Annotated in this window: 1 protein-coding gene; it reads right to left on the reverse strand. The window is 47.0% G+C overall.

Annotation, left to right across the window (positions count from 1 at the left end; genetic code table 11):
• On the reverse strand, positions 1-1,576 hold a 1,576-nt coding region (gene lon, locus C1T29_RS17740; RefSeq protein WP_231516511.1), incomplete at its 3' end, for an endopeptidase La.
• Between the last annotated feature and the right edge of the window lies 1 nt (position 1,577).

Here is a 1,577-nt window from a genome sequence, read left to right on the forward strand (position 1 = left end):
AATAGCGAATAACATCAAGGACAGCCTGCTCCCGTATTTGCAGATTGGATTTTTTCAGACCGTGTTCTTTCAGCTGTTTTGGAAGCAGATGGTCTTTGACGATTTCGACCTTTTCCACTTCCGTATAGCCCGCGATCGTGATGATCTCCATTCGGTCTCTGAGCGGACCGGGGATTGTGGCCAGGTTGTTCGCGGTCGCAATAAACAAAACCTTTGATAAATCAAACGTCTCTTCAATATAATGGTCGCTGAACGTATGGTTTTGTTCAGGATCGAGCACTTCCAGCATCGCTGAAGCAGGATCTCCCCTGAAATCCGAAGCCATTTTGTCAATCTCGTCCAAAAGGAACACGGGATTGTTCTTGCCTGCTTTTTTCATCCCCTGAATAATGCGGCCCGGCATGGCGCCTACATATGTGCGGCGGTGGCCGCGGATTTCGGATTCATCCCTCACGCCGCCAAGGGAAATGCGGACAAATTTGCGTCCGAGCGATTTAGCGATCGATTTGGCCAGCGAGGTTTTTCCGACACCCGGAGGTCCGGCCAAGCATAAGATCGGTCCTTTTAACGAGCGGGTCAGCTTTTGGACTGCCAAATATTCGAGAACCCGTTCTTTCACTTTTTCAAGGCCGTGATGTTCTTCATCAAGAATTTGACTGGCGAGATTTAAATCAAGCCTGTCTTCTGTTGCATCATTCCATGGGAGGGAAATAAGCCATTCAATATAATTGCGGATGACAGAACTTTCAGCTGAGCTTGACGGAATTTTTTCGTACCGGTTTAGCTCTTTAAACGCGGTTTCTTTCACATTGTCAGGCATGCCGGCCTGTTCGATTTTCTCAGTCAGCTTTTGGACCTCGCCCGTTTTTCCTTCTTTATCGCCAAGCTCTTTTTGAATGGCTTTCATCTGCTCGCGCAGGTAATACTCCTTTTGCGTTCTTTCCATTGAACGCTTGACGCGCTGCCCGATCTTCTTTTCAATCTCAAGGACTTCTTTTTCGTTGTGAATCAGGTCGATCAGTTTGTTTAATCTGGCTTTGACATCGATCGTTTCCAGCACTTCCTGCTTGTCTTTCAGCTTAAGCGGCAGGTGGGAGGCGACGATATCGGCCATTCTTCCCGGCTCTTCAATATCTGTTACAGCGGCAAATGTTTCAGCCGATATTTTTTTCGAAATCTTTATGTATTGATCGAAGTGGTCAAGCAATGTGCGCATGAGTGCTTCATCTTCAACATCTTTTTCAGTCTCTTCATCGATTCGTTCGATTTTTACAGACGTATATTCATCTAAATCATGGTACTCAAGAATGCGGGCGCGCTGCAGCCCCTCCACCAAAACGCGGATCGTTCCGTTCGGCAGCTTGAGCATCTGCTTGATTTTTGTATAGGTTCCGAATGTAAAAATCTCGTCTTCATCCGGTTCGTCTATGGATATGTCCTTTTGTGTTGCCAAAAAGATCATATGGTCATTCATCATCGCCTGTTCAAGCGCCTGAACCGACTTTTCACGCCCGACGTCAAGGTGCAAAACCATCGTCGGATAGACGAGTAAACCTCTTAAAGGGAGGAGCGGGATG

This window comes from Bacillus sp. MBGLi79, from assembly GCF_002953915.1.